Raw genomic sequence first — 20,016 nt, forward strand, 5'->3', positions numbered from 1 at the left:
GCGCTCCGAGTCGCCCTGACGCAAACGCATCAGGGCCTGGCGGTACTCGTGCATCTCGATACTCCTGCGGGCCACCGGCTTTCTCCTGCCAAACCCGGCAGGGTAGCGATGGACCGCTCAAGGTCGAGACGTCCGTCAGAGTGAGACTGGCTCCATTACGCCGATCCGGCGCTGGCGCCTATGTGCCGATCCGTGGGTGGCTCCATTACGCCGATCACGGAGTGGCTCCAATGTGCCGGTCACAAGGTGGCTCCATTGTGCCGATCATCAACTGGCTCCAATGTGCCGGTCGGTGACAACACGTTACTCGAAGCGGTGAATGATGCGGCCGTCCGCAAGTTCTGACCCGTCCGGGCAGTCGTGCATGACGCCCTTGTACCATATGTACTCCGGCGGCCAGTAGCAGTGTTCGGTGGCGAGCTTCACCACTTCCTCGACGCTCGCGGGCAACTCGGGATTCGTATAGCGGAAGAAGACGTAATTCATGAGCCCATCGAACATCCACTCGTTGAGGTCTTCCTTGTAGGTCGGGTCATTCGGGTCGATGTCATCGTCCCCATCCGCCTCGCGCACGCGTACGTAGATATCGCTGGCGCACAGGGAGAAGGCATGATCGTCCTCGACGAACTGTCCTGATGGGTCGTGGAAGTCCTGAGCGTCTTTGATGTCGAGAGCGATGATCACGCCGAAGTGGTGAGCGTGCTCGGTCGGTGCGAACGTCTTAGCTGATTCGGCAACGTGGTGCCAGTGGTCGAAGCCGACTGCCTTTGCAGCCTCGTCCAGGGCCTCGTTGTGGGTGATTCCGTTCGCTCTCTTGAGCTTGCGGGCGCGCTGCTTGAGCTTTTCGACTTCGACGGCGGTAATAAGGATGGTGCGGCGCATTTGTGAAACTCCTATCCAATCGCGAACCTTCGGTGCCCACTGCCGAAATCCGAGGGATCAGGGATTTCTCAAATGCGAAACAGGTGATGATCGTCCCGTCCAGGTGCGCCGAGGTGGGCAGCAGGCTTCGATCCAGCCGGCGGGCAGAATAGCAGCAAGTAGGACAGGCGGAAAGAGGGTATGGCGTGCCGGCGCGGGCGCTCTCTGGAAATTGTCTAGGGCGTATGGGCGCACCTCGGCCTTTGCTGACGGTCACTGCGAACGGAAGGAGTGGCGGCTATGAGGCAGTCAGCTGTCGCCTGAGCTACTCCAGGGCTGAATGGCAGCTTTCTCGACCGCTGGCAGGCCGGCACCGACCCATTGCTGTCCTTCGTGCCGCGGTGACCAATGTCTCCACGCAGCGGTAGCGGTCTAACCCCGTTCGTTGTTCGAAAGAAACAGTGGCATCATGGCCTTTGATGATGTCTGTTCTAAGCTCAATATGACCAATGATTCTGCAGAGTATCGAACACTGGGTCTTTCTCCGTCCGGCGTTGCTTCGGAAGTTGAAGCAGCGTTAGGCGTGACCGTGGGAGAGGCTACCGCGCACCTTCGGAACGCTTCGGCAACTGCGGGCCTGGAAGAGAGCTTGGCGGCAAGGAGCCTAGGTTTGGTACAGGCGGAAGTCGAAGCCGCACAGCGGGCTGCGACTGCCTCCGTCTCCTCGGCCGTAGGGATGACAGTTGCAGACTTTCTGGGCGTTTCTGCAGCGTCTTCGTATGCAGAGGCTGTCCGTACTGACCTCTTTGGAGCCACAGGCGTGATAATGGCAGAGCAGGCTGCGTTAGGTACAAACGCAGTATCGTCAGCCCTCCCAGACGCTGCTCGAATGGCAGAGATGTCGCTTTCGACCGCAGCAGGAATGGTCACCGCAGATATGTATGCGAACTCGATTGCGGAGCAATTCGCGAGAACAAGTGGGTTGGTCAAGAGCGCATCGCTAGGGCTACTGAATTCGCAGATGCTGGCAGCTGGCACCATGACACACATCTCTGTGGTTGAGCAAACTAAGCGCCAACTAGATGCGATGCACCAGCCATGGGCTGAAGCGTCTGTTTCTCCGTCCCTGAAGTCATATTTAGACGCCCTCAATGGCGGCTCGAGTTTGTCGCTAGCCGTCAATGCTGCCCGGATTGCCAAAAACTCTTTCTCATCGATTTTTGGAGATGCTGCTGCAGAGGCGTTAAAGCGGATGATTGCCCCAGCAACCGCCATCCAGACACGCAAGGATTGGTACGAGCAGACTTTTGGATTAGTGAGAGTCGTTGACTCCCTTGTCATCTCGAGCGCAGCAAGCACCTATAAGTCCACGCTGGTCTCGGACTATCTAGACCGGGTTACTGGGCTTACTTCCCTGACCCGCCAGTTTGAAGAGACGTTGAAAGCGGTGACCATGCCTTCAGGTCTTTATGACTCCATCGCTGGTTTGACCAAGGCGGGTCAGACCTCAGCACTTTTTTTTACGAGTTCACTTGCACGCTTGGGTGGGACCCTCGAGCGTTTCGACGCATTCCGTGATTTGCAAGACACGCCAGCGTGGCGGGTAATGCAAGCGGCCGCACAGGCGGCCACTGCACGTGCCGATAGTGATGAAGGTGATGAGAGGCACTACCAAGAAGAGGTCGTCGCGGACCTCCAGCGGGTCACCGTAGAGGTGTTGGTGCAGCCCAATGAGGTTCAAGTATTGGCGAGCATCCTGTCTACGCTGGAACAGCTCACTAAATCTAGTCGGCGAACAGGTCGTGAAAAATGGCTTCTCCAGATTTTTTATCCGCTGTTTATCGCGCTGTTGGTGGCGATGCTCGCTCCGGCTCTCGACTTCTACATAAAACGGGGCCTAGAACGAATGACGCCGCGCGAAACAGAGAAGGCAGTTAGAGAGGAAATGCGCGAGCAAGTCGGAGACCTTAGATTGCTCTCCATGCAAAGATTCATCTCCGTGGAGAAGCTCGCTGTGACGATGTCGCCGAGGGCAAAAGCGCCTGTCGTTGGCCACTTGAAAAGAGGGGCCGTCGTTCGCTTGTTGGACGAGCAAGGCAGCTTTACCCTCGTGTCGTGGCGTAGCGAGGATGGCAACATTGAAATCAAAGGGTGGGTGTTTACGCGCTATTTAGAGCGCTTCTCCTGGCCTCGTTGAGAGCCCATTCAGCGTTTCCCCCAAGCGTCGGTGATGCTTTATGGAAGGTCAGCTGCACCGCAAAAGGCCGTACTGCCTCCCGGATTTTTTGGCTAAGTTCGACCAAGCGCAACCTGACTTGGTGTGCCGCTTCGTGAATACGGTCTGAACCGTATCAGCCCCTTCTTCGACTCACAAGGGCTGCTTCTGGCCGACACGTAAGCCCCCGGCAAACCCATCTTCCCCCGACCGCTTAGCTCGCTAACCATAGTGTCCACTACGCATTAGAAGTGGACACTTACATGACTGTAGTGGTCAAGTATTTTCGGACACCCCGATAGGGTGTTTTGCTGCCATGTCCCGCTCATAAGCGGTGGGCGACAGATAGCCCAGTTTCGAGTGCAGCCGCACGTTGTTGTAGAAGCCGACGATGTACTCGGTGACGTCGCGCGTGGCCTCGGCATGGTTGGCGTAGTCGCGCTGCCAGACCCGCTCCATCTTCAGGTTCAGGAAGAAGCGCTCCATCACGGCGTTGTCCCAGCAGTTGCCCTTGCGGCTCATGCTCGCGCGCAGGCCGTGGCGCTCGAGCAAGGCCCGGTGGGCCTCGCTGGCGTACTGACTGCCGCGGTCCGAATGCACGATCAGACCGGGGGATGGGCTGCGTTGGGTGATGGCCATCTGAAGCGCCGAACAGACCAGTTCGGCAGGCATCGTCGGCGCCATGGCCCAGCCGACAATCTTGCGCGAGAAGAGGTCCATCACCGCGGCCAGGTACAACCAGCCGCTGCGCGTGCGCAGATAGGGGTGAGTAGACCGCAGGAATTTCACCTGCGGCCCCTCGCAGAACCGGACGTGAGCCTCTCGACTCATCCGGCTCCCATCATCCAGCCTTTGGAACACATCCCAGTCTCCAATGCCAGAAGGCTTCTGGAAACTTCTGCGCAAGTCGCCCGAGGGCCTGCCGGGCTCGGGTTTTATGCCGAGCCCGGCGTTTGTGCTTGCGCATCAGCCAGCGTGTCAGATAGTCATTCAAGTGCCTCCACACGGCAGACATCGCCGACTCATAGAATCGGCCGTAATACTGATGCCAGCCCCGGAGGATCGGATTGAACATGGCCGACAGATCGGCCAGGCTCTTGTCACATTTCAGCTGAAGATGCCAACCACGTATCGTCTGCCGCATCGCCTTGAGGGCGTCACGGCTGACCGCCGGAGCGAAGTTCACATAGACCCGGCCGTGTTTGTCCACCGCCTTGTGAGCACGGTCACCGGGTTTGGCAGGAGAAAGCCGGTGGCCCGCAGGAGTATCGAGATGCACGAGTACCGCCAGGCCCTGATGTGTTTGCGTCAGGGCGATTCGGAGCGAGAGATTGCGCGCTCCGGTTTGATGGGACGGGCCAAGGCGGCCCGTTTCCGGGAGTTGGCCTGCGAGAAGGGCTGGCTTGAGCTCACTCGGCCCCTGCCGGCAGACGCTGAGATCGCAGCCGCACTGGCCCCGCCGCGTGTGCCGCTGACGGCCCAGTCGACGCTTGCCGCGTATCGCTAGCTGGTCACCCAGTGGCTCGGCCAGGGCGTCTCCGGCGTGGCCATCCACTCAGCCCTCGTCCGCGAGCATGGTTTCACGGGCCACTACTCCAGCGTCCGGCCCCTGATTGCGGCGCTCGCCCAGGCGCTTCCGCCCGACACCACGGTGCGCCTCACCTTCGATCCCGGGGACGCGGCGCAGGTGGACTTCGGCGCTGGCCCCGAGCTCATCAATCCGGCCACCGGCCAGCTTCGCCGCACCTGGGCCTTCGTGATGACGCTCGCCTTCTCCCGGCACCAGTACGTGGAGTTCGTGTGGGACCAGAGCGTTCGCACCTGCGCGGCTGGAGATCGTGTCGGCGTGCATAGCCGGCACGGCGGGGGTCGTCGACCAGGGTGCGTATTCCACCCCAACTCAGCCACACATAACGATCGAAACCCTCCACCTGTAACGACACCAAGCCGGCCACCCATTCCACCCGCAAAACCGCCACCCATTCCAATAAAAAACCCGCCAGGTTGGCGGGTTCTGAATTCCGTTACAAAAACAGGCGTTCATGTGCCGAGCGATGCGCTCCTTCCCCGCAACCGGCGCATCGACTCCCCCTTGAGTTCCATCCGATGCGCTCCGCTCACTAATCGATCCAGAATCGCGTCCGCCATCGTCGGGTTCCCCCCGCTCAAGTAGTCATGCCACCGATCCACTGGCAACTGACTGGTAATCAGCGTCGAGCGATTTCCAGTACGCTGCTCAATCACCTCCAGTAAATCATTGCGTCCGACAGCGTTCAACACTGCAATCCCGAAGTCATCCAAGATCAGCAAATCTACCTTTGCCAATGCACTCAGGCGTTTGCAGAAACTCCCATCTCCGTGAGATATGGCCAGTTCTTCAAGAAGCAGGGGCAACCGCTGGAACGTTACCGTCAGCCCCTGCCGGCATGCCTGGTTTCCCAGTGCGCAACCCAGCCAAGTCTTGCCCCCGCCCGTCGCTCCGGTGATGATCATGTTGATACCATGGCGAACCCAGTTGCACTGACCCAGCGAGGCCATTTCACTGCGATCCAGTCCGCGTCCCGCCCGATAGTCGATATCCTCCATGCAGGCACTCTCTCGCAACTTAGCCACCTGCAACAGACGCTTCAAGCGCCGGTTCTCTCTGTAAGTAACCTCCTGGTCCACCAGAAGGCCCAAGCGCTCCTCAAAAGCAAGGTGGGCCGCCGCCGCACTGCTTAGCTGATTATCAAAACCTCGGGCCATGCCAAACAGCTTCAGTTCGTTGAGCTTGCGCATCGTGTCGTTCGTCAGCATTCGTCAATCCTTCGCTTAACTGTAATAGTCCGAGCCCCGGAGATTCGGGTGCTCAAAGTTGGCTTCCCGACGATCCTGCGATTCGGCAGGCTGACGGTCCAAATTGTTTCGCAGAATTGAACGAACACTCGACAGGGATGGCGCGCCGATCTCTATCGCACGGTGGCAGGCCATGTTGAGCCGTTCGTTACCGAAATCCTTAGCCAGACGCTTCAGCCCGTTGTGTGCCCGATACCCCTGTTCGCGGGTTCGCATCCCAACAAGCATCGCTTCCAAGATACGGTGGACATGTGCGCCCGTCTGCACAGCCCATTCCAGTGCATGGTCTGCTCCCCACAAGCCGAAATGACGGTGAGCCGCCTCCATGTGCTGCGGATCGATGACTGGCACGGTACCGTTACTGCGTGCGTGGCTTGCCACCCGTTTGCCGCGGTGAAGTACCTCGACTACCGCCGCAGTGAGGCGAAGCTCTACCTCTTGCCGAACCAGGTTGAACGGGACGCTGTAGGGAACTTCGTCTACAACGATGCGATAGTCCAGTCCGACGCGAACCTTGCGGAATTCAGCATATTCATAGGGCGTCGCTGGCAACGTCCGCATCGCGGGACGATCGATAGTTTCAAAATTGCTCTGACGGCAGCCTGGCAGCTTTTGAAACGGACGGGCATTGATCTCTACCAGTAGAGATCGGATTGCCTCGTTCAACTCGGCAAGGCCGCCGAACGCCCGCTTGCGCAGTCGGAACATGATCCAACGTTCCACGATCAGGACGCCGTTTTCGGCCTTGGCTTTGTCCTTCGGCTTGTAAGCGCGTGCAGGCAAAATCAGTGTGCCGTAATGATCGGCCATGTCCTGATACGTGGCGTTGATGACAGGATCCGTGCGGCTGGCCTTGATGACCGCTGATTTGAGGTTGTCGCACACAATTACGGCAGGCACGGCGCCGAGGTGTTCAAACATCCTGCAGTGGGCGGCAATCCAGTCCGTCAAACTTTGCGACCAGTGGGCCTCCGCGTAAATATAATTCGATGCCCCCAGAACACCGACAAAGACTTGCGCCTTCCGCATTGTTCGGTTCACGGGATCGACAACAGTCATCGTCGGCCCAGCGTAGTCAACAAAGACGCGCTCTCCGGCCACATACACTTGCCGCATGTAGCGTTTCAGCGTCTGAGTGAACTCCCTGTGGCGCAGGCAGAACAGGCTATAGGCAATACCGTTGGGATATTCACTCAAATATTCTTCATGCAGGACCTGAAGGGTCGCGCCCTTGCGCTTTAGTTCCTGATGTACCTTGGGCCAGTCTGGCTCAGGCTTACGCGCGGGGGCAAGTGCTACCACCGGTGGAAACAGCCGGTGCTCCAATGCCGCATCGTCCATGTCGTCAGGCAATGGCCACGGCAGACGGGTAGCCGCTGCGCGGGTAATGTAGTCGGAAACGGCGTCGCGGGATAAGCCTAGGCTGCGGGCGATCAACCTACGGCTCTGTTGCTCTTCAAAATGCAGGCGCAATACCTGACGGATTTTTCTCATTGCGATTCTCCGGTTTGCCATGGGAGGCCGAGCCGACAGAAGCCAGCCATTTCTCCAGGTCGGGCCGACGCACGCTGCTCTCGCAACGTGATCGGCGATATGTATTGGGAGATGGTTAAGGCCGCCCGGCCTTGACAGGCGGGCTTGGGAATCGCAGAATCCGCCATGAAGTCCCCACTTCAAGCAGTTCTGTGAAGCCCCCTGAGTGTCAGCTCTGGGGGCTTTGCTTTTCCTGGCCTGACAATTCGATTATTGATCAGGCCATGGCGTTCCTTCCTTTTGAACGCCACGATGGGCTGACGGCCCGCGCGGCTTGAAGGTATAGCGTGCGGGCCAAAGCTCCTCGATCCTGCATGTCAACAAACCCGCAATATGACTTGCCACCTCGTATGCGGTGATCCGGTCGTGGATAACGTTATTAACCACGCCCCCGGTGACACCCAAGTCGCGAGCAATCTGCGCCTGGCTTTTACCAAGGCGGCGAAGGCGATAAATGATCTCTACAGCGTCCATGACCGAGCGGAGTGACTTCATCGGCATTCAAGAGTAGTCTATCTTTAAGAGAGACAGTGCATTATCTATAGAGACAACTATACGCCTTAAGAGAATGATGGATCAAGCATCTTCCCACAGCTCAAGCGCTGGCCTGGAAGGCTTTGCAGCGAGGCTGACCCATGTGATTTCGCACACGGGCCTGAGCCAAGCTGAATTTGCCCGCAGGTTGGGTGTTTCGGCAGGCTTCACCAGCGACGCCGCCCGTGGGCTGAAAAAACCCGGTGCGGAGTTCCTGCATGCAGTCCGAACGGTGTTCAGGGTTTCGATTGATTGGCTGCTAACCGGCGACGGAACCATGCGCGGCGGCAGTGGCATTGACCTGGATCTGCTCAGGACGATCCGACTCCAGATTGCGGTTGCCCGCGCGGCGGTCATTGACGCTGACCCAATCGCCAAGGTGCTGTTGTTGCTGATTCGTGACGGGCGTCTGAACGAGGCGGTCGCCGACCCAGACCTGCAGGCCTTCCTCAGTCGAATCGCGCCAGCCGATCCCGATGCAGATCTTGCAACCGAACTCTACAACGGCCATCTGTGGACCGAGGATTCGTCAGCGCAGCTACGCAATCTGCTTGCCGCCGCCGTAGCCCACTTCGAGGCACGCAAACCCCTCGACAAAATGGCCGCCTTGGCACGCTCGGCCGGGCCGACGATCCAGATTAATGTCATCCCTTCGCAGCGCATTGCGGGCCGAGACTACTACGAGGGTTGAAAAGGTTTCCAACCACGCTAAGTGAACGTCACTATGAAAGAGCAGCAGTCGGCCCCACAAGACAGCATCCAGATCAACCTCATTGGCGAACAGCGCAAGGCCACCCGAGACTACAACGAGTATTTCATCCCTAGCTCGATCAAACTCGTGCTGGCTACATGGACGCAAGAAAAACGAAACAGCATGGCGCTGAATAATTCGGACTTCTTCCGTTACCGCTTCGGGTTTGAACCGCCCAAAGTAGCACGTCAGCAGGTGCTTGAAATCCAGACAAAATATGATCTGACCGATCGAGAGGTTCGTTGGCTCCATCGGTCTGGTCAGTTGAAAGCTTCACGAACGGAAGCGAAACTGGTTCCCAGCCGACTGATGCCGGCGGCAGGCTGGATCCAAGTGTCTATCTTGAGCTTCTTCTGTCTGGCGATGACGCTGCAGATTGCAGCGTCGAATGCCGCCTGCATGCTGAACAGCTTATTGCTTGCGCCTTGGCGAACGTTGAAGCGGGCCGGGGTGGTCAAAGCCGTGAAGGGTGAATGACCTGATTCGCTGCAAGCCTGCAGGCCGTTGTTTTATCTGACGGCTGGCAGGCTTGAGCGAATGAGCACTCAGGAAAATATCAGTTTGCCCCAGGGGAATCATCCCTTCCGATGTCCTCATCCGAGCTGTGTGCCAAGCGATACAGCAGCGGCAGCACAAGCAGGGTGAGAATGGTCGATGAGAGGATGCCACCGATCACGACAGTGGCCAGGGGGCGCTGTACCTCCGCGCCTGTCCCTGTTGCGATCGCCATCGGGACAAAGCCCAGGGATGCCACCAATGCCGTCATCAGAACGGGGCGCAAGCGGGTCAAGGCTCCTTCGTGGATCGCAGGATCGAGCGCCTGGCCTTCCTCGCGCAGACTGCGGATATAGGCAATCATCACCAGGCCGTTCAGCACAGCAACGCCGCACAGGGCGATGAAGCCCACTGCTGCCGAAATGGAAAGGGGAATGTCACGCAGCCACAAGGCGATGATGCCCCCGGTCAAGGCGAACGGGATGCCCGAAAACACCAGCAGTCCGTCCTTGATGTTGCCAAACATGGCAAAGAGCAACACAAAGACAAGGAGCAGAGCGACGGGTACGACGATCTGCAGGCGTGCTGTAGCTGACTGCAGGTTTTCAAACGTTCCTCCCCAAGTTGTCCAGTATCCTGCGGCTACCTTGATTCGTGCGAGCCCCTGTTCGGCCTCCCCGACGAACGAGCCAATGTCCCGCCCGCGTACATTCGCACTCACCACGATCCGGCGCTTGCCGTTTTCCCGGCTGACCTGATTCGGTCCGGGGGCCAGATCCAGGGTGGCGATTTCGGCCAAAGGAATGAAGTTCGCTCGGGTATCTCCAACAGCCCCACCACGTGGCAGCGGAATCGGCAGTCGCTTGATCGCCTCCAGATCACTTCTCAGGTTGTCAGGAAGACGAACCTGAATGTCGAAACGACGATCACCCTCGAAGAGGGTCCCAGCCTCACGCCCGCCGATCGCCGTCGCCACGGCATCCTGCACATCCCCGACATTCAGCCCATAGCGGGAACTCTTCTCCCGGTCGATCTGAACGGTCAGCACCGGCAAGCCGGTGGTCTGCTCTACCTTCACTTCGGAGGCGCCATTGATTTTTTCAAGCATGGCGGCGATCTCCGTGGCCGTTTCGTTCAGAACGTCCATGTCGTCACCAAAGACCTTGATAGCCACGTCGCTACGGACCCCGGAGATCAGCTCATTGAAACGAAGCTGGATGGGCTGGGAGAACTCATAGTTGTTGCCAGGCAAGGTGGCCACTTCGGCCTGAATGGCTTCAAGCAGGGCGTCGCGGGTTCGCCTGGGCTCCGGCCAGTCCTTCTCGGGCTTGAGCATGATGTAGCCATCCGAGATGTTGGGCGGCATCGGGTCCGAAGCAATTTCCGCCGTACCCGTCCTTGCAAAGACGCGCTTGATCTCCGGGAATTTCTCCTTCAGCCGGCTCTCCAACTGCCGCTGCATGGCTACCGACTGCGTCAGGCTGGTACCCGGGATGCGAAGGGCCTGGATGGCGAAATCGCCTTCATTGAGATTCGGAATGAACTCGCTCCCCATTCGCGTAGCGATCAGACCACTGAGAATCACCGTCACGAGGGCAAACGTGAGCACGACGGGCTTGGCGTTCATGGCCCACTGGAGCACGGGTGCGTAGGTTTCCTTGGCCAACTGCATCAAGCGGTTTTCCTTCTCGGAGACGTTGTCACCAATGAAGAGAGCAACCGCGGCAGGGATGAATGTTACTGACAGGATCATCGCGCCCAGGAGCGCGATGACGACGGTAAAGGCCATCGGATGGAACATCTTGCCCTCGACGCCGGTCAGGGCAAAGATCGGCAGATAGACCACCATGATGATCAGTTGCCCGAAAAGCAGCGCTCGACGCGACTCACGGGATGCCTTGAAAACCTCGTGGAAGCGCTCCGTCCGGTTCAAGGGGCGGCCCAGGGATGCCCGAGCATGGGATAGCCGGCGTACGCAGTTCTCGACGATCACCACCGCACCGTCGATGATGATGCCGAAATCGAGCGCACCGAGACTCATCAGGTTGGCACTCACCTTGTTGGCTACCATGCCCGAGAAGGTAAACAGCATCGCCAACGGGATGATGCAGGCGGTGATGAGTGCGGCCCGGATGTTGCCGAGGAACAGGAAAAGGATGGCGATGACGAGAATGGCGCCTTCCAGGAGATTCTTCTTCACCGTGGCAATGGCCTTGTCCACCAGCGTGGTGCGGTCATAGACGGTGACCGCCTCCACCCCGGCGGGCAGATTGCGGTTGATCTCCTCCATTTTCTTGTCCACGGCCTGGGAGACCGTCCGGCTGTTCTGGCCGATCAACATGAAGACCGTGCCGAGCACTACCTCCCGGCCATTGTCGGTGGCAGCCCCGGTGCGCAGCTCACGGCCAATGCCGACCTCGGCCACGTCACGGATGCGGATCGGCTGGCCCTGGGCGGTACCGACGATGACGTTACGGATGTCCTCTTCGGTCTTCACCTGTCCGGGCGCACGAACCAGGTATTGCTCACCTCGCTTTTCGATGTAGCCGGCCCCGACGTTGCCGTTGTTGCGCTCCAGCGCCGTGACGATCTCCTGCAGTGTCATGCCGTAGGCCGCCAGACGTTCCGGCAAGGGAGCGACCTGATACTCCTTGGCATAGCCGCCAATGGAATTGATTTCCGTCACGCCCGGCACATTGCGCAGTTGTGGCTTGATGATCCAGTCCTGTATCTCCCGCAGGTCGATGGGGGTGTAGGGGCTGCCATCCGGCTTCCTGGCCCCTTCCTTTACTTCCACAGTCCACAGGTAGATCTCGCCGAGTCCGGTCGATATCGGCCCCATGGCCGGCGAGATACCGGCAGGCAGCTTGTCCCGGGCGTCCTGTATCCGCTCGTTCACCAGCTGCCGTGCAAAGTAGATGTCGGTCCCATCCTTGAAGATCACCGTTACCTGAGACAGACCGTAGCGGGACAGGGAACGTGTCTGGACCAGGTTGGGCAGCCCGGCCATCACCGTTTCGATGGGGTAGGTCACCCGCTGCTCGGTTTCCAGCGGGGAGTAACCAGGAGCATGGGTATTGATCTGGACCTGGACATTGGTGATGTCGGGCACGGCGTCGATGGGAAGCTTCTGGTAACTGAAGACCCCCAGCGCAGCCATCCCGAAAACGGCCAGGAGGATGAGCCAGCGCTGCTCGATGGAAAAGCGAATGATGCGTTCAAACATGATCGTTCCCCTTTTCCTTAATGCGCGTGCTCAGCTGAGCCTTTGCCGATTTCTGCCTTCAGCACGAAGCTGCCGGCAGCGGCGTAGGACGCACCCGCCTTGATGCCAGAGACGACTTCGGTGTGCGCTTCATCACTGCGTCCGGTCTGAACGGGCTGCGTCACAAAACCACCGTCGACTCGGACAAACACGACGCTCTTTCCGTCCATGTTTTGAATGGCATCAGAAAGCACGGCGACCGGCACTTCGGTTTCGCTAGAGATCACTTCCACGTTGACGAAGAGGCCAGGACGCCAGCTTCCCTGAGGGTTCGAGAGGAGCACCCGAGCCCGTGCCGTGCGGGTTTGCTCGCCGATGAGCGCGCCCACGTAGGCCACAGTGCCGGTCGCTGTAGAGTCGAAAGACGATGCCTTGATAGTGACTTTCTCTCCGACCCTGACCCGGGCCAGATCCTTGGCCGGAACACTGATTTCCGCCCACACGGTGGACAGGTCGGAGATCGTGAACACTTGGCCGTCTTCCTTGACCGCTTCACCCAAGGCAATGTGCTTTTCCACAACCATTCCGTCGAAGGGGGCACGCAGCACATAGCGGTTGAGGCCGCCATCGGCATCTACACTGGCACCGATGGCGGTGAGCTTCTGCTGAACGTTGGCGACGGCAATTTCGGCCTCGCGCAGCACCTGTCGCGCCTGCAGGTAGTCTTGCTCGGCGGAGATCTTCTCCTCCCACAGTTTCCTCTCCCGCTCGTAGGTCGTCCTGGCAAAGCTCAGACGCTTCTGCGCTGCCATCAACTCGCTGCGTTGTTCCGAGAGCGCGGGGCTTGCCAGCACGGCCAGCACTTGCCCCTTCTTGACGATCTGCCCCAGGTTGGCAGACACACTCTCAACCACCCCGGCGACCCGGGGAACGACGTGTGCCGTACGATCCTCATTGAAGCGGATCTCACCGGGAAGTTGCAGAGAAGATCGAATCCGGGCTGAGCCGGCTTTATCGATCTCAACTCCTGCTGCTTTGATCTGCTCGTTACTGAGTTCGACCTTGCCCTCCTCGCGGTTGAGCATAAAGCGGCGAGTTTGAGACCCAGTCTCGACGACGACAACGGCCTCGAATACGTGGGGCTCCGCGATCGTCCCCCGCGTTTTCAGGCTGTCCTTGTCGACAACAAACTCCATCCGCTCCACTTCACCCGTCGGTCGGGTGAGCGTGAGGTGGGCTTTGACGGCGCCAGGTGCAACGGGCTTGCCATTGTCAAGAAGCCAGAGGCGCATGATAGGTTCGCCAGCACTTTCATCCAGCTGAATCTCGGCACGGGTCGTGCCGTCTGTGAGGAGCGTTCCACCGTGCGCTCCCGGGCCGCTTGTCTGGGCATGGTGCTCGGTATCGCCGTGCGAGGCATCCTCGGCATGTGCTTTGTCTGCCTTGGCGCCGTGATGCTCTGCATCCCCATGCTCCTCCGTGTGGGCATGGCTCTCGCTCTCCGAGGCGCCTTGCCCACCGTGCAGAATGAAGCCACCTGCCACACCGCCAAAGGCGATGATGAGGGCTACGGCGATCAGGTGCTTTCGGCTGATCCGGGTCGTCATGTTCTTCAGATTCATCTTGGAATCCTCCTTGCGTTATTCAGAGATACGATCAGCCAGAAGGTGATCGATTTCGGCCGCGGCCCGATGGCTGTCGGTCAGGGCACGCAGGTATTGGTTACGTGCTTGGAACAGCGTCCGCTGGGCATCGAGGACATCGAGAAAACTGAATTTGCCCAGCTCAAAGCCCTTGGTTGCGTTGTCGTAGGCCAGTTGCGCCCCGGGCAGCACCTCGCGCCGCAGGGATTCGAGTTCAAGCCGGCTATTGCTCAGCCGCTCACGGGCCTGTAGGACATCACCAGTAAGCCGGACCCGCAGGGCAGTATGTTCATCCCGCGCCTTGTCTTCCCGCTTGAGGGCTTCGAGGAGGTTGCCGCGGTTACTGTCGAGGACGGGAATCGGGATCGACACGCCTACGAGGAGTTGGTCTCGGCCAAGTTCCTCGGCGCGTTTCACCCCGACGCTGATCGTTGGGTCAGGAATGCGCCGGGCACGCTCCAGCGCAGTGACAGAGGTGCGCCGCGTGATCTCGACCGAGGCCCGCCTTAGGACCGGTGATGCCTCGATACGCTGCTCGACCATGTCGGAGGACGGTACTGGAGGCAACGTGTCGACGTCTCCGTCTGCACGTTCGAATCGCGGGATCGGATTGCCCCAGAGCCCTGTCAGTCGCTGACGGGCAACCCGCAACTCACCTTGAGCCTGGGCCAGCTCGACCCGAACCCCGGCTTCCGCGACACGCGCCTTGGTCTCCTCGACGGGAGAGGTTTTTCCGGCGATGACACGCTTGGAGACGGCTCCCGTGGCTCGCTCAGCGAGAATGACGGTCTCTTTTGCGAGCCGGGTCCGCTCTTGTGCCGAAAGTACGTCAAAGAAGGTGCTGACGACCGAGGCCCGGATCTCAGCACGGCGAGTGGTCAACTCGATGTCGGCAATGTCCCGGCCGCGCTCGGCGATCGCAATCCGGGCGCTTCGCTTGCCTGCGAGCTCGATGGGCTGGTTGATCTGTACGGTCGTGGTGCGCGTCGTAGTGCGGGTGTCTTCCACAAGAAACTCAATGGACGGATTGGGCCGCGCACGCCCCTGGATCACAGTACCGTCACTGGCCTCGCGTTCGCGAAGCGCTACGGTGATGTCAGGGTTGGCTCGAAGAGCCAGATCGAGCGCAGCGGCAAGCGTCAACGGACCAGCGGCTTCGCTGGGGAGCTGATTGAGTACAACGGTTTGCGTGGAAAGTGATGTCGGCGCCTGAGCATGAGCACCGAATGCGGTCGCAAAAAGGACTGCGAGCAGCGGGAATGCGGTTCTGAATGGCACGGGGGTGCGCATTGAAATCTCCTTGTTGTGCAGTCGTCGGCAGAAACCGACAGGACGACGAAACAAACGAGATCCGGCGCGGGCGCCGCCTGAAGGCGGGCTCTAAGTGAAAACTAAAGCAGGCCGCTGCGCCGAATCAGAGCGCAGCGAACCAGTTTGGCCGTTCGGGGCCTGGGGGGATGTGGGTGCGAAAGAAGGCTGGCGTTGATTCCGGTGCTGAGGGCACCGGGCACCGAGGCAGGCAGCGAGTGTCCTGACCGAGAATCTTGAGGGCGCTGTAGTGGCACAGCCCACAGTCTCCGTCGATGGCGACACCTTCACCGGAATCAGATTGCTTGGAGGTTTCCCCCTTCGATGCTTGGTGCTCGTGACTGTGATGCCCGAAATGGCCGGCATTTTCCCCGGTCTCATGCTGGCAATAAGCACCCACCGCTGACCAGCTAAACTGGAGCGGCATAAATACAGCCAGAAGGAGGGCAACCCAAAAACGCATGTTCAAAAGTATACCGGAAGATGTTTCAACTCAGCCGTGAACCTTGGTGGGTTGATCGTCAGGTTGACCAAGGCGTAGTAGCCGCAGCCCATTGCTGACCACCAATAGGCTGGCCCCCATGTCAGCAAACACGGCCATCCACATGGTGGCACTGCCTAGCAGAGCCAGAACCAGGAAGATTGCCTTGATTCCCAGCGCCAGAATGATGTTCTGCCAAAGCACCCTGTGCGTCGTGCGCGAGAGCCGAATGGCTTCAGGAATACGGCGCAGATCATCGTTCATGATCACGATGTCGGCGGCTTCCATGGCGGTATCCGTCCCCGCAGCCCCCATTGCTATGCCGATATCGGCGCGTGCCAACGCAGGCGCATCGTTGATCCCGTCACCGGTCATCGCCGTGGGGCCAAATTCTTTCTGCAAGGCTTCGATGGCCTTGAGCTTGTCGTCAGGCAGCAGATTCCCGCGTGCATCGTCCACATTAGCCTGTGCGGCAACGGCCTGAGCCGTTGCCTGGTTGTCGCCAGACAGCATGACTGCCTTGACGCCCAGGGTATGCAAGGCCGAGATGGCTTCCCGGGCATGAGGTTTGATCGTGTCGGCAACGGCGAAGATCGCCAGCACTCCGCTTTCGTTGGCCAGGAGTGTCATCGTGCGCCCCTGGGCCTCATGTTCGACGAGGCGAGCTTCGATGGCAGGACCGCACAGTTTGCGTTCCTCGATCAATCGATGATTCCCAAGGATCAGGTCTTGGTTACCGATGCGACCTTGAACACCACGCCCCGGCAGCGCCATGAAGTGATCGACAACGGTGGCGGACGGCGCCAGTGCCGTTGAAATGGCTTTTGATACAGGGTGGTTGGAGAGGGCTGCCAGGCTGCCGGCCCACTCCAAAATCACTTTCTCGGATACGGTCTGATCCAGGATTTCGGTTGCGACCAGCTTCGGTTTGCCTTCGGTGATCGTCCCCGTCTTGTCGAGAGCAATGACCTTCAGCTTACGGGCATCCTCCAGATAGATGCCGCCTTTGATCAAAATCCCCCGACGTGCTGCGCTGGCGAGCCCACTCACTACCGTAACGGGCGTTGCAATCACCAAGGCACAGGGACAGGCGATCACAAGAAGGACCAAGGCTTTGTAAAGCGCTTGAGACCAGCTCCACTCCAACAACCACGGGGTCAGGAGCGCTACGGCCAGCGCGATCACGAACACAGCGGGCGTGTAGAGGGCTGCAAAGCGATCGACAAAGCGCTGCATAGGCGCCTTGCTGCCTTGAGCTGTTTCAACCGCGTGGATGATCCGGGCCAGTGTGGTCTCAGTGGATCGAGCCGTCACCCTGAATTCCAACAGCCCTGATTCGTTGATCGTCCCGGCAAAGACCGTGTCACCGATGGTCTTGTCCACCGGCAGGCTCTCGCCGGTCACCGGTGCCTGATTGACCGCACTGCTCCCGGCAGTCACGACGCCATCCAACGGAATGCGTGCGCCAGGCTTGACCCTGACGACTGCAGCAAGCATCACGTCGCGGGAGGCAAGCACATCCCAACTGCCATCAGCCTGTCTCACTTCAGCGGTTTCCGGCGTGAGCGCGAGCAGGCTCTTGATCGCGTTCCGTGCCCGATCTACCGACCTTGCTTCAATCAGCTCTGCAATGGAATACAAAGCCATCACCATGGCGGCTTCAGGCCATTGACCAATGGCGAAGGCACCTGTGACCGCAACCGACATCAGGGCATTGATGTTCAGACGCCCCTGAGACAGGGCAGCAAGCCCCTTGCTATAGGTTGAAAATCCGGCCATCACGATCGCTGTTGCCGCCAAACCCATCCCGGCAATCTTGGCTAGAAGCACTTCGGGCATCAGGTAAGCCAGGACTTCTGCGCCAAGCGCCAGGACGAGCGCCATCGCAAAAATAGCGATACCACGTGGAATGCCGTCGCGATCTGTGCCCGCTGGCGTACCCGGTTTGACGAGCTCTGCGGCAAAGCCCGCTTTGCGGATGGCGTCGATGATGCTTGGCAGCGCTTCATTTGGCGCATCGATGCGCAGGGTGCGGGCCGACAGATCAAAACGAAGCCCACCGATCGCGCCGATATGCTCGACCGCCCGGCGGATCTCACTCTCCTCCGTAGGACAGTCCATTGCCGGAATGCGAAGCTGCAAACCGCCTTCCGTATCGTCGGCTTGCAGAGGCACGTTCGTGGAGGGCGCCTCGGGGGAGTGACACGTGCCGCTACACCCGCAGGATGAGGGCTGAGTCTCGGGTTGCAGGCTGATGGGCGATGGTTTCATGGTGATCTCCTATTGCTGCCATTGGAAACCCTGTAGCAACTCCAGAGTCAAGGGGGTAAGGTGATCGCCTTCGTCAATTCACTTTTGAGCTCATGCCGGGCTCAGGCCTTACGATGAAAATCGGTCAGCTCGCCCAGCAGACAGGTACTCTGGTAGACACCATTCGTTACTATGAGCGCGAGGGGCTGCTCCCGCGTGCAGCGCGAACGGAAGGCAACTATCGGATCTACGATGCCGTTCATCTTGAACGTCTGGCCTTCATTCGGCGGTGTCGCTCCCTCGACATGACACTGGACGAAATCCGGGTGCTTCTGTGTTTCAGGGACCGCCCATTGGAAAGTTGCGAGGACGTCAACACGTTACTCGATGCCCATATCAATCACGTCGCCGATCGGATACGCGAGCTGCTGCAGTTGGAAAAACAGCTGCTGACACTCCGAGAATGTTGCCGGGACGGTCGACAGGCGGCCGATTGCGGAATCTTGAACGAGCTGTCGCACGGGGCGACGGAGGTCGCCGGGCCCTCTGTATCGGAGAGTCACCTTTCTGCAACGCATGCCGGCGGCCGACGGCACGTGGTCCAAAGAACGCAAGAACAGGGGGAGGACTGACTGACCGGCCCAGAGCGGCTGATTCGCTCAAAGGTCTTTGAATACGTCCCGGTGCATCTTGATCGTGGCTGGCTGAGTGCGTTTCTTCGTGTGGTTCTTGGCCATTTCTTCTGCCCAAAGGCTGACTTCAAAGCCGAGTTTTCGGTAAAAACCGAGCACCGCTTCATCGTTATCCGCATCGACAACGATCAATCGTGCGGCGGACAAGCCTGCCGTATTGAGAATGTCACCAAGCAGGAGCGCCATCAAGGCGGCGCCCACACCCGTACGCTGCAGGTCCTGGTGAACCGCAAGTCTCCCAATCTTCACGGCAGGAAAGGCAGCAAGTTCGATGTGCTCATAGACCCCCAAGTCGAACTTCTCGGAGTTGTTGAGCTTTATCGCGTCGTTGGCGAGAGTGAAATACCCGACCGGGCCTTCAAAATGCTGATGAAAAGCCACATTGGTGAAACCCAGTCTGGCTTCGTGCAAGGTCAGTGCCTGTGCCGTCAGAAAATCGTCTAGACGAGGTTTTCCGCACGAGAACGTACCGAGAGTCGCCGGATCAACCTTCGTGATGGGGAGGTAACCATATCCCTCGTCAGTCAGCATCAGCCAGGCAAAGCGACCCGGTACTTGTCCAGGAAATGTGCTTCCTTGGCACGCCGAGCGGCAGCGGCCAACTGCTCCGCGCGCTCCTGAACCGCTGGTGTCGGCCGGACAGACTCAACGGACACGACAAGCCGCTTCTTGGCCTTGAGGGACGAAGCGTGTTTCTTCAAGAGAAGGCTGCGAGCAGGTTGCTTCATGGCATAGGGTCTGTACGTAGGAACGCCTTCCATGCGAAGGGAAGGCATTGAGATACTAGAACAGAAAAGAGAATATACGCAATCCGTACATTCCAGCAATCATGGCGAGACTGTGTGGTGGCACGGCAAGAGCGCACGATCCCTGATGAAGATGTGCGGCAAGAAAGCCTCCTCAAGCGCACGACGTATTGAGGCGCAGGTAAGCCGGTCATCCGCCATGAAGTTCATGTATAGCTCGGTGGTCAGTTCGATCAGGTGCGTGTGTTCCCGGACATGAGCTTCCCGATCGAGGGGAGTCCAGGCGCTGAGCCAGCGCTCCTCCAATGCATAGCTGCGATACGTACAGTTGATGAACTGGGCAAATAAGGCAGAAACCGCCTCGGTGTCGCCAGTGGATGTCGCCCGGAGTGTATGAAGGCCGAGATACTCCAAGCGACGGCTCGTTGCTTGAAGCAACGAGTCATTTGGGGAAGTGAGCGCATTTG

The 20,016-nt window shown here is 59.1% G+C and carries 18 protein-coding genes and 1 pseudogene; 5 read left to right on the plus strand and 14 right to left on the minus strand.

What is annotated here, in order from left to right:
* Positions 1-303: 303 nt before the first annotated feature.
* Entirely contained in the window at positions 304-882 is a 579-nt protein-coding gene (locus HHL15_RS24515) for a P-loop NTPase family protein (protein ID WP_169148430.1), read from the minus strand.
* 448 nt (positions 883-1,330) lie between these two features.
* Here HHL15_RS24515 and HHL15_RS24520 point away from each other — a divergent pair, with 448 nt between their 5' ends.
* Positions 1,331-3,058 (plus strand): SH3 domain-containing protein, encoded by a 1,728-nt coding sequence (locus HHL15_RS24520; protein WP_169148431.1) that lies wholly within the window; start codon positions 1,331-1,333, stop codon positions 3,056-3,058.
* 294 nt (positions 3,059-3,352) lie between these two features.
* Here the strand turns inward: HHL15_RS24520 and HHL15_RS24525 are convergent.
* Together HHL15_RS24525 and HHL15_RS24530 are read right to left on the minus strand one after the other, a co-directional pair.
* Positions 3,353-3,838 (minus strand): annotated as a pseudogene (locus HHL15_RS24525) (IS3 family transposase); the annotation flags it as partial.
* Positions 3,839-3,917: 79 nt separating this feature from the next.
* The gene (locus HHL15_RS24530) at positions 3,918-4,355 is read right to left on the minus strand and encodes a group II intron maturase-specific domain-containing protein (RefSeq protein WP_206198960.1); all 438 of its coding nucleotides are present in this window, start codon (positions 4,353-4,355) and stop codon (positions 3,918-3,920) included.
* Here HHL15_RS24530 and HHL15_RS26660 point away from each other — a divergent pair.
* Entirely contained in the window at positions 4,350-4,583 is a 234-nt protein-coding gene (locus tag HHL15_RS26660; RefSeq protein ID WP_235943656.1) for a hypothetical protein, read from the plus strand. The two genes, HHL15_RS24530 and HHL15_RS26660, sit on opposite strands and share 6 nt — an antisense overlap.
* Positions 4,584-4,631: 48 nt before the next feature.
* On the opposite strand, the gene HHL15_RS26665 is transcribed toward HHL15_RS26660, so the two are convergent.
* The 4 genes from HHL15_RS26665 to HHL15_RS24550 form a co-directional block, all read right to left on the minus strand.
* Entirely contained in the window at positions 4,632-4,928 is a 297-nt protein-coding gene (locus HHL15_RS26665; protein WP_235943657.1) for a hypothetical protein, read from the minus strand.
* A gap of 188 nt (positions 4,929-5,116) precedes the next feature.
* Positions 5,117-5,872, minus strand: coding sequence for an IS21-like element helper ATPase IstB (gene istB / locus HHL15_RS24540; RefSeq protein ID WP_148581006.1), 756 nt, complete (start codon positions 5,870-5,872; stop codon positions 5,117-5,119).
* A 15-nt stretch (positions 5,873-5,887) separates the two neighbouring features.
* Positions 5,888-7,405: an IS21 family transposase gene (gene istA / locus HHL15_RS24545; protein ID WP_169148432.1), complete on the minus strand. Its 1,518-nt coding sequence runs from the start codon at positions 7,403-7,405 to the stop codon at positions 5,888-5,890.
* A 249-nt stretch (positions 7,406-7,654) separates the two neighbouring features.
* Positions 7,655-7,939, minus strand: coding sequence for a helix-turn-helix domain-containing protein (locus HHL15_RS24550; protein ID WP_169148433.1), 285 nt, complete (start codon positions 7,937-7,939; stop codon positions 7,655-7,657).
* A 73-nt stretch (positions 7,940-8,012) separates the two neighbouring features.
* On the opposite strand from HHL15_RS24550, the gene HHL15_RS24555 reads away from it, so the two are divergent.
* Both HHL15_RS24555 and HHL15_RS24560 read left to right on the plus strand, forming a co-directional pair.
* Positions 8,013-8,669: a helix-turn-helix domain-containing protein gene (locus HHL15_RS24555; RefSeq protein WP_169148434.1), complete on the plus strand. Its 657-nt coding sequence runs from the start codon at positions 8,013-8,015 to the stop codon at positions 8,667-8,669.
* Between the two features lie 33 nt (positions 8,670-8,702).
* On the plus strand, positions 8,703-9,206 hold the full coding sequence (locus HHL15_RS24560) for a hypothetical protein (protein WP_169148435.1): 504 nt from the start codon (positions 8,703-8,705) through the stop codon (positions 9,204-9,206).
* A 79-nt stretch (positions 9,207-9,285) separates the two neighbouring features.
* Here the strand turns inward: HHL15_RS24560 and HHL15_RS24565 are convergent, their stop codons facing one another.
* From HHL15_RS24565 to HHL15_RS24580, 5 genes are all read right to left on the minus strand, one after another.
* Complete coding sequence (locus tag HHL15_RS24565; protein WP_169148436.1) at positions 9,286-12,450, minus strand: CusA/CzcA family heavy metal efflux RND transporter; 3,165 nt, start codon at positions 12,448-12,450, stop codon at positions 9,286-9,288.
* 17 nt (positions 12,451-12,467) lie between these two features.
* Positions 12,468-14,051, minus strand: coding sequence for an efflux RND transporter periplasmic adaptor subunit (locus HHL15_RS24570; protein ID WP_328825091.1), 1,584 nt, complete (start codon positions 14,049-14,051; stop codon positions 12,468-12,470).
* An 18-nt stretch (positions 14,052-14,069) separates the two neighbouring features.
* On the minus strand, positions 14,070-15,362 hold the full coding sequence (locus HHL15_RS24575; RefSeq protein WP_169148437.1) for a TolC family protein: 1,293 nt from the start codon (positions 15,360-15,362) through the stop codon (positions 14,070-14,072).
* A 124-nt stretch (positions 15,363-15,486) separates the two neighbouring features.
* Positions 15,487-15,843: a DUF2946 family protein gene (locus HHL15_RS26955; RefSeq protein WP_328825092.1), complete on the minus strand. Its 357-nt coding sequence runs from the start codon at positions 15,841-15,843 to the stop codon at positions 15,487-15,489.
* 30 nt (positions 15,844-15,873) lie between these two features.
* Positions 15,874-18,132: a heavy metal translocating P-type ATPase gene (locus tag HHL15_RS24580; RefSeq protein ID WP_148581013.1), complete on the minus strand. Its 2,259-nt coding sequence runs from the start codon at positions 18,130-18,132 to the stop codon at positions 15,874-15,876.
* A gap of 113 nt (positions 18,133-18,245) precedes the next feature.
* On the opposite strand from HHL15_RS24580, the gene cadR reads away from it, so the two are divergent.
* Entirely contained in the window at positions 18,246-18,743 is a 498-nt protein-coding gene (gene cadR / locus HHL15_RS24585; RefSeq protein ID WP_148581014.1) for a Cd(II)/Pb(II)-responsive transcriptional regulator, read from the plus strand.
* 27 nt (positions 18,744-18,770) lie between these two features.
* Here the strand turns inward: cadR and HHL15_RS24590 are convergent, their stop codons facing one another.
* Together HHL15_RS24590 and HHL15_RS24595 are read right to left on the minus strand one after the other, a co-directional pair.
* Positions 18,771-19,334: a GNAT family N-acetyltransferase gene (locus HHL15_RS24590; protein WP_148581015.1), complete on the minus strand. Its 564-nt coding sequence runs from the start codon at positions 19,332-19,334 to the stop codon at positions 18,771-18,773.
* Positions 19,335-19,630: 296 nt separating this feature from the next.
* On the minus strand, positions 19,631-19,963 hold the full coding sequence (locus tag HHL15_RS24595; protein WP_148581016.1) for a hemerythrin domain-containing protein: 333 nt from the start codon (positions 19,961-19,963) through the stop codon (positions 19,631-19,633).
* Positions 19,964-20,016: the final 53 nt, after the last annotated feature.

It is taken from the genome of Zoogloea dura (assembly GCF_012927165.1).
Lineage (GTDB): Bacteria > Pseudomonadota > Gammaproteobacteria > Burkholderiales > Rhodocyclaceae > Zoogloea > Zoogloea dura.